Source organism: Amycolatopsis sp. NPDC003865, from assembly GCF_053605345.1.
The window spans coordinates 121892-129650 of sequence record NZ_JBSGJA010000004.1; the positions used below are offsets into that span (position 1 = coordinate 121892).

Below are 7759 nucleotides of genomic sequence, written 5' to 3' on the forward strand. Positions count from 1 at the left end.
CGTATCCAATAGGGTCACGATCCCCCGCTACTGAACCCGTGTCAAGTAAGCTCGGGGGATGCGGACGAGGCTGAGCACCGAACAGCGTCGCGAGCAGCTGCTGGCGATCGGCGCCGGCCTGTTCGCGAACCGGCCGTACGACGAGGTGTGGATCGAGGAGGTCGCCGAGATCGCGCAGGTCTCGCGCGGCCTGCTGTACCACTACTTCCCCACCAAGAAGGACTTCTTCGCGTCGATCGTGCGCGCCCAGCGCGATCAGCTGCTGGCCATGAGCGAGCCCGACCCGGCGCTGCCCGTGGCGGAGCAGCTGCGGGCCGGGCTCGACGTCTACCTCGAGTTCGCGCGCACCCACCCGGACGGCTACCGGATCGTGCACCGCGCCGCGAGCGGCGCCGACCGCGAGATCCAGGAGATCCGCGAGGCCGGGATGGCCGCGAACGCCGCCCGCATCCTCGACGCGGTGAGCGTGCTGACGCCGGTCACCGAGGTGACGCGGCTGGCCGTCCGCGGCTGGCTGACGTTCGTCGCGACTACCATCCTCGACTGGCTCGACCAGCCGAAGGTCACGCAGGAGGAGCTGCGCGACCTCTGCGTCCGGACGCTGTTCGCGGCGGTCGGCGTCACCCCGTGACGGCGGGCGACGCGGCGCCGTCGACGAGCTTCCGCGGCGTGCCGGAGCCGTCGGCCGGGACCGTCCAGACGGCGTTGTCCCGCCCGTAGAGGACAGTGTGGTCGTCCTGCCACAGGGCCTGGTCGTCGACGCTCTGCCGGTCCGCCAGCTCGGTTTCCGCCATCGTCTTCAGATCGAGGACCGAAAGCCGCCAGACGCCGTCGCCGACCTTCTTCTTGAAGGCGACCCGCGTGGCGTCCGGGGACAGCGACGGGCATTCGACGTTCTCCCTCAGGGCTTTCCCGCGGTACCGCCGGTAGTCGGCTTCGACGAGGTACGTCTTGCCCTTGCTGCCGAGGGTCGCGTAGAAGCGGTTGCCGTCGGGGGCGAAGGTGATGCCCCAGTAGTTGACGTCGGCGGCGAAGTAGCGCTGGTCGTCGACGAACACCGGCAGCTCTTCGATCGTCTTGACGAGCCGTCCGGTGTCCACTTCGTACAGTCCGGCGCGGGTCGAAAACCCGGTCTGCGCATAGGAGTCACCGGTCACGAAGAGCGTCCAGTAGACGCGCTTGCCGTCCGGGGACACCCGGGCGCGGCTCGGCGTACCCGGCAGCTTCTCGGTGTGACGGACGGCGAGGTGGTCGTCGAGGACGAGGACGTCGGTCACCGCGGGCAGCGTGCCGGGCTGGACGGCCAGGCACACCGCCGTCTGCTTCGCCACCGCGAACCGGTCGCACTTCAGGCCGCTGAGCCGGCGTTTTTCCCCGGCGAGGGTGCCCACGCGGCCGGTGGCGGTGTCGCGGAACAGCAGCTGCCCGGGTGCCAGGGTGACGGCGGCGGCGGGTTCGGCGTCGGCGGAGTCGTGGCGGGCGCTGACGGTGTAGACCGCGGCCGCGGCGACCAGGAGGGCCGTGCCGGCCAGGGCGAGAACGATCTTCTTCACGGGCGCACCGGTTTCACGAGGGCGGCGGCGAGGGCGACGGCGGCCAGGCAGCCGGCGGCGACGAGCACCGCGGGCCGCAGGTCCCAGAGCGTCCAGGCCAGTCCGAAGAGGACGGAGGAGAGCATGCGGGCCACGGCCTGCCCCGTCTGCACGACGGCCATCCCGGTGGCCCGGAGGTCTCGGGGGATGAGCGGGCCGGCGGCGGCCATGAGGACGCCGTCGGTGGCCGCGTAGAACACGCCGTGCAGGCCGAGCGCGACCACGGGGAGCACCGCGTAAGCCGGGCCGCAGAGCAGGACCAGGGCCACGCACAGCGCGACGTGGCCGCCGAGGAACACCGGCCAGCGGCCGATCCGGTCGGCGAGCTTGCCGAGCGGCACGGCGAGCACCAGGTAGACCCCGGCGGTGCCGAGCGGCAGCAACGGGAAGAACGTCGCCGCGATCTCCCAGCGCCGTTGCAGGGCCAGGTAGACGAAGGAGTCGCCGACCGTCACCAGGCCCAGCAGCGCCGCCCAGAGCGTCACGCGCCGGAAGTCGCTCTGCCTGAGGAGCCCCGCGGCCGTCCGCAGCGAGACGGCCGCGCGGTCGACGCTGCCGGGGTGGTCGCGGACGAACAGGGCGAGCAGCAGCACGGCGATCGCCGCGACGCAGAAGCTGGTGAAGAACACGCTGGTGTAGCTGCCGAGGCTCAGCGCCAGCACGGCCATGGCGACGAGCGGGCCGAGGAACGCGCCGACGGTGTCGAGCGCCCGGTGCACGCCGAACGACCGGCCGAGCGCGTCCGGCTCGCTGGACAGCGAGATCAGGGCGTCGCGCGGGGCGGTGCGCACGCCCTTGCCCGTGCGGTCGGCGGCGAGGACGACGCCGATCGCCGCGACCGACGAGCCGGCCGCGACCAGGCCGAGCTTGCACACCGCGGACAAGCCGTACCCGAACCCGGCGACGGCCTTCAGGCGCCGCCACCGGTCGGCGAGGTGGCCGCCGAGCACCCGCACCAGCGCGGTGGCGCCGGCGTAGAGCCCGTCGAGCAGCCCGAACTGCAGCGGGTTCAGGCCGAGGCCGAGCACCAGGTAGAGCGGGAGGACGGCGGTCACCATCTCCGAGGAGACGTCGGTGACCAGGCTGACCATCCCGAGCGCCACCACGTTGGCGGACACCCGTTTCAGCGCCGGTTTCCGGTCGGTTCCCGCCGCCACGTCCGAGGTACGGCTCGCCGCGATGTACATGCCCGGCTCCTAGTGGCAGGTGTAGGTCGGGCTGCTGTCGAGGACCTTGCCGTCGACGCCGATGAGCTGCGACTGGAACGAGGTGTCCGTCATCGACAGCTTGAGGACGCCGTAGGTCTTCAGCAGCTTCGCGGTCGTCGAGTGGGCCGGGCTCAGATCGTAGAGGCCGGCGCCACCGGAGCCGCCGACGATCTCGACCGGGCCTGCCGCGTCGGCCTTGCCGTCGGCGTTCTGCGGCACGAACCGCTCGTAGTCGTGGTCGTGGCCGTTGAGGACGAGGTCGACCTTGTTGGCCACCATCAGGTTCCACAGCTCGATGCTGTCCGGGTTGTCGCCGTGGTCACCGGAGCTCCACCGCGGGTGGTGGTAGTACGCGGCGACGCACCCCTTGGTGTTGTTCGCCAGGTCCTGCTTCAGCCAGGCCAGCTGCTCGCTCGGGCCGAACTCGTGGGTGGCGAAGTCGTTGGAGTCCAGGGCGATGAAGTGCCAGTTGCCCATTTCCCAGCTGTAGTAGCGCTTGCCCTGCGGCTTCGCGATGGCGCCGAAGTAGTCGTCGTAGCCCTTGTACGGCGTGTCGTCGTAGGTCTCGTGGTTGCCGGGGATGGGCTTGGTCTTGCTCTTGAACTTGCCCCACGTCGTGTCGTAGTAGGACTTGAAGTCCGAGAGGTGGGCGTCGTCGTACTGGTTGTCGCCCATGGTGATCACGGCCGCGGGGTTCATGTTCTCGACGAGCTTCGCGGTCTTGGGGTGGACGCAGCCGGAACTGCTCGCGGTGCAGCGCTCGGCGATGTCGCCGGCCGCGGCGAGGACGAATCCGGCGCTGCCGGCCGCGGTCTTGACCGTGATCGGCGTGCTCGCGGCCGAGGCGTTCCCCGCGGCGTCACGGGCGCGTACCGCGTAGGTGTAGCTCGTGGCCGGGGTGAGGCCGGTGTCGGTGTAGGACGTCGTCGCGCTGGTGGCGACGGCCGTGCCGTTGCGGAGGATGTCGTACCCGGTGATGCCGACGTTGTCCGTGGCGGCGGTCCACGTCAGGGCGGCGCTGGTGGCGGTGGTCGTCCCGGCGGTGAGGCCGGCCGGGGTGGTCGGGGCCTGGGTGTCGCCGGAGGAGTCCGTGCCGCCGAAGACCTGCATCTCCCAGAAGGAGTAGCCGTAGCTGGTGGCGCGGGTGAGGCCGACGAAGCGGACGTACCGGCCGTGGGCGTTCAGGGTGAGGTCGTCGGTCTTGCCGTCGCCGTTGTCGACGGACGTGGCGGCGGTGAAGTTCGTGCCGTCGTCGGAAACTTCGATGCGGTACTTCTTGGCGTAGGCGGCTTCCCAGTTCAGCAGCACGCGGTGGATCGCGGCGGGCTGGCCGAGGTCGATCCGCAGCCACTGCGGGTCGGCGCCTTCGGCGCTGGCCCAGCGCGTGGTGGTGCTGCCGTCGACGGCCTTGCTCCCGGCGTACGACGAGCTCTCGACGGTGGAGGTCGCGACGGGTTTTCCCTGCGAGAGCAGGACATCGGCGGTTTCGCTGGCACTCGCGGCGACGATCGCGGAGGGCAGCAGCGTGACCGCGGCCAGCACGGGGGTCAGTCGGGTGAATGTTCGCAGGCGGGTCGACGGCACGTCGCGCTCCTTCTGGGCCTCGGCGGTGGCTGGTGGGCTGCGGCGTCTGGTGAACGAGAACTAAACTGTTAGGAAACTTTCCTAACTAAGTGGACTGTATCGACGACCGGTTTCGGCTGACAAGACGTGTCTTGCCGTTGAATCGGTCAAGAGGGTGAGTTTTGGAGGGTTTCCGCTGCTCAGGGCGTGTTTCACTGAGCGGGATACTGCACCGTGGCCCGGGACACCGAGATCCGACCTTTCCGGCCGCCCCGATTTTGTCGGGGGTCGCGGGTAGCGTGGGAACCGGGGGCGGCGCCCATCGGCTTTCGTTCTGCCCCAAGGAAAACCGCCGATTCGGCGCGCGCCGAGGTTCACCCGGTTCAGTGATGACCTTCGCTCAGGTGTTCGGTAGCTTCGGATGTATGACGCAGCAGCTTCTTGATCTCGCCGACCGCGGCCCGGCCCGCCCGGTTCGCTCCGACCGTGCTCGCCGAGGGCCCGTAGCCCACCAAGTGCAGCCGCGGCTCGCGCACCACGCGCGTGCCGTCCATCCGGATTCCGCCCCCGGGTTCCCTGATGTGCAGCGGCGCGAGGTGGTCGATCGCCGCGCGGAACCCGGTCGCCCAGAGGATGACGTCGGCGTCGAAGCGCGAGCCGTCCGCCCAGACGACCCCGTCGGGCGTGATGTGGTCGAACATGGGCCGCCGGTCGAGGATCCCGGCCGCGCGGGCGGCGCGCACCTCGGGTGTCACGGCCAGATCGGTCACGCTCACCACGCTCTCGGGAGGCAACCCGGCGCGCACCCGTTCGTCGACCTTCGCGACGGCTTCGCGTCCCCAGTTTTCGCTGAACGGCTCGTCCCGCCACACGGGCGGCCGCCGGGTCACCCACGCCGTCGCGCGGGCGAGCGGGGCGAACTCCATGAGTAGCTGGACGGCGGAGGCACCGCCCCCGACCACGACGACCCGCCGGCCGCGGAAGTCTTCGGGGCCGGTGTAGTCGGCCGTATGCACCTGACGGCCGGCGAAGGTTTCCTGGCCGGGATAGCGCGGCCAGAAGGGCCGGTCCCAGGTACCGGTGGCACTGATGACGGCTTTCGCGGCCCAGGACTCCGCGGGGCTGGTGACGAGCAGCCGCTCCCCCGCCCGCGTCACGGACTGGACGTCGACTGGCCGCGAGACAGGGAGGTCATAGACGCTTTCGAACCGAGCGAAGTACTCCGAGACGACTTCGGAGGCGGGACGCGTCACGTCCGGGCTGCCGAAGGCCATGCCGGGCAGGTCGTAGATGCCGTGCACCTTGCCGAGCACCAGGGAAGGCCATCGGTACTGCCACGCACCCCCGGCCCGCTTGCCGTGGTCGAGGACGACGAAACCATCCCCGTTGGCGAACCCGGCCCGCCGCAGGTGATAGGCGGCCGAGAGCCCGGCCTGCCCAGCCCCGATCACCACGACGTCGGTCTCGTGATCCGCACGGCTCATGTGTGGTTCAACGGCTGCCGGAGCGAGGTATTTCGCGCCGTTCATCACACGTGCGCGGGTCGCGGCGGCCTCGGCTCGCGGCTCGGGGCGAGGAGTCGTGCCGCGGCGGCCTCGACCAGGTCGCCATCGCGGCGCCTCGGGCCACCCCGCTCGTCGGCCGGGACGCCGCCACCTCACACCGCGACGCGGTTCCGGCCGGCCTCCTTCGCCCGGTACAAGGCGGCGTCGGCGGACCGAAGCACGTCATCCAGCGTCGGTCCCGCGTCCGGGTGGCGCGCCACCCCGATCGACACCGACAGGCCGCTCACCCGGACCGTGCCGCCGCCCGTCGAGATCACCACGTTCAGCTCCCCCACCGCCGCCCGCACGCGTTCGGCGATGCCCAGCACGTCCGCGCGGCCGATGGCCGGCAGCAGCACCACGAACTCCTCGCCGCCGAAGCGGCCGACCGTGTCGCCCTGGCGCACCGACCCCGAAATAGCGACCGCCACCGCGGCCAGGACGTCGTCGCCGGTCAGGTGGCCGTACGTGTCGTTGATGCGTTTGAAGTGGTCGAGGTCGATCATCAGCACCGCGAACCCGCCGCCCGCCGGGCCGCGCCGCTGTGCGCGGGCGTGTTCGCGCGTCGCCGACTCGTGCCAGCCCGCCGTGTTGAGCAGGCCCGTCTTCTCGTCCGTCACCGCCGCCACCTGCAATTGCTGTTTCAGCAACAGGTAGCGGTGCAACAGCAACAACGGCGCGACGACGAACACCACCAGCACCGGCTGCTCGGCCAGCGCCAGCGCGGCGAGGCCGCCGAGGCAGAGCGTCGCCAGCTCGAAAGCGTTGTCCTCCCAGGTGCCGATCAGGTCGGCCGCCGAGCGCTGGCTCGTGTAGAGGTAGATGCCGGCCGCGACCAGGCCGACGTTCACCAGCTCGAACACCGCCGCGGCCAGGCAGAGCGCGAACAGCCCTCGCGCGGTCTGCAACGGCGTTCCGTGCAACCCGGCCACCGCGAGAACGGACGAAGCGGCGAAGCACGAGAGCATCGCCCAAGCCGTGCTCGCGACGAAGCGGTGCGCGGGCCGCGTACGCACCTGACGCCACACGCGCACCCACAAGTGCGTGTAGAGCACGACGGCCAGCAACGCTACCCACGCCGGCGGCAGCAGGACGACGCCGGCGAGGTACCAGACGGACGTGACGTTGATGTGGGTCTGCCCGCTCATCCACCGGCGCAGCCGCTCGATCCGGCGCGACATCTCGGCCTGGGCCACGCCGAGCGCGACGAGCACCGCGAACCAGACCGGCCGCACGGGCCCGCCGAACCCGGTGACCAGCGCGGTCCCGGTGGCGACGACGGCGACGAGTTCACACCCGAGCGCGTAGGTGATCCAGCGGGCCTTCGCCCCGGCCCACATCTCCCACCGCGCGGGCCAGCCCGGCCAGGCGGAAAGCGCTTCCCGGCGCACGGCGGCCTGGGCTCTCAAGAGCCGAGGCCACAGAAGTGACGGACCGGCATCGTGACGTACCCCTTGCGCGAAGTTCGGCCGACCAGGTAGCCCAGCGTAGCCGTTCCGACGACGCGCGTCGCCAGTCCGGGCGATTTGCGGGCAACGCGCCTGCCCGAAGACCCGCGCAGGGTAGATCCACCCAGCTCAGCGCCGCACGAGCGGATCATCGCGCGGGGAATACGGCCCCGCGAACGCGCGAGTGGGAACGCAGACCCGGAATGCGCGAGCGAGAACGCGAACCCGGGAACGCGGAAGCGGGAATCCCACGTCGGCGATGCCGACTCCGACGGGCGAATCACCCCGTCGGCGCAGGTCAGCTGGGCCGCGCGGAAACACAAGCGCGACCGGCTCGAGTTCGCTCCGCCCGCGAACCGCCTACTTGCGCAGCGCCACCAAACCGACCACCGCCGCGAACCGCC

The 7759-nt window shown here is 70.9% G+C and carries 6 protein-coding genes; 1 reads left to right on the plus strand and 5 read right to left on the minus strand.

Features of this window, described 5'->3' with window-relative positions; genetic code table 11:
- Positions 1-58 precede the first annotated feature (58 nt).
- The gene (locus tag ACWEVP_RS12160; RefSeq protein WP_452062592.1) at positions 59-631 is read left to right on the plus strand and encodes a TetR/AcrR family transcriptional regulator; all 573 of its coding nucleotides are present in this window, start codon (positions 59-61) and stop codon (positions 629-631) included.
- Here the strand turns inward: ACWEVP_RS12160 and ACWEVP_RS12165 are convergent.
- The 5 genes from ACWEVP_RS12165 to ACWEVP_RS12185 all read right to left on the minus strand — a co-directional run bounded on the left by ACWEVP_RS12165 (position 621) and on the right by ACWEVP_RS12185 (position 7247).
- The gene (locus ACWEVP_RS12165; RefSeq protein ID WP_452062593.1) at positions 621-1553 is read right to left on the minus strand and encodes a hypothetical protein; all 933 of its coding nucleotides are present in this window, start codon (positions 1551-1553) and stop codon (positions 621-623) included. The two genes, ACWEVP_RS12160 and ACWEVP_RS12165, sit on opposite strands and share 11 nt — an antisense overlap.
- The gene (locus ACWEVP_RS12170) at positions 1550-2779 is read right to left on the minus strand and encodes an MFS transporter (RefSeq protein WP_452062594.1); all 1230 of its coding nucleotides are present in this window, start codon (positions 2777-2779) and stop codon (positions 1550-1552) included. Before ACWEVP_RS12170 ends, ACWEVP_RS12165 begins: the two co-directional genes overlap by 4 nt.
- Positions 2780-2788: 9 nt before the next feature.
- Positions 2789-4342 (minus strand): discoidin domain-containing protein, encoded by a 1554-nt coding sequence (locus tag ACWEVP_RS12175; RefSeq protein ID WP_452062934.1) that lies wholly within the window; start codon positions 4340-4342, stop codon positions 2789-2791.
- A 404-nt stretch (positions 4343-4746) separates the two neighbouring features.
- Positions 4747-5847 (minus strand): NAD(P)-binding domain-containing protein, encoded by a 1101-nt coding sequence (locus ACWEVP_RS12180; protein WP_452062595.1) that lies wholly within the window; start codon positions 5845-5847, stop codon positions 4747-4749.
- A gap of 173 nt (positions 5848-6020) precedes the next feature.
- Complete coding sequence (locus tag ACWEVP_RS12185) at positions 6021-7247, minus strand: diguanylate cyclase (protein ID WP_452062935.1); 1227 nt, start codon at positions 7245-7247, stop codon at positions 6021-6023.
- Between the last annotated feature and the right edge of the window lie 512 nt (positions 7248-7759).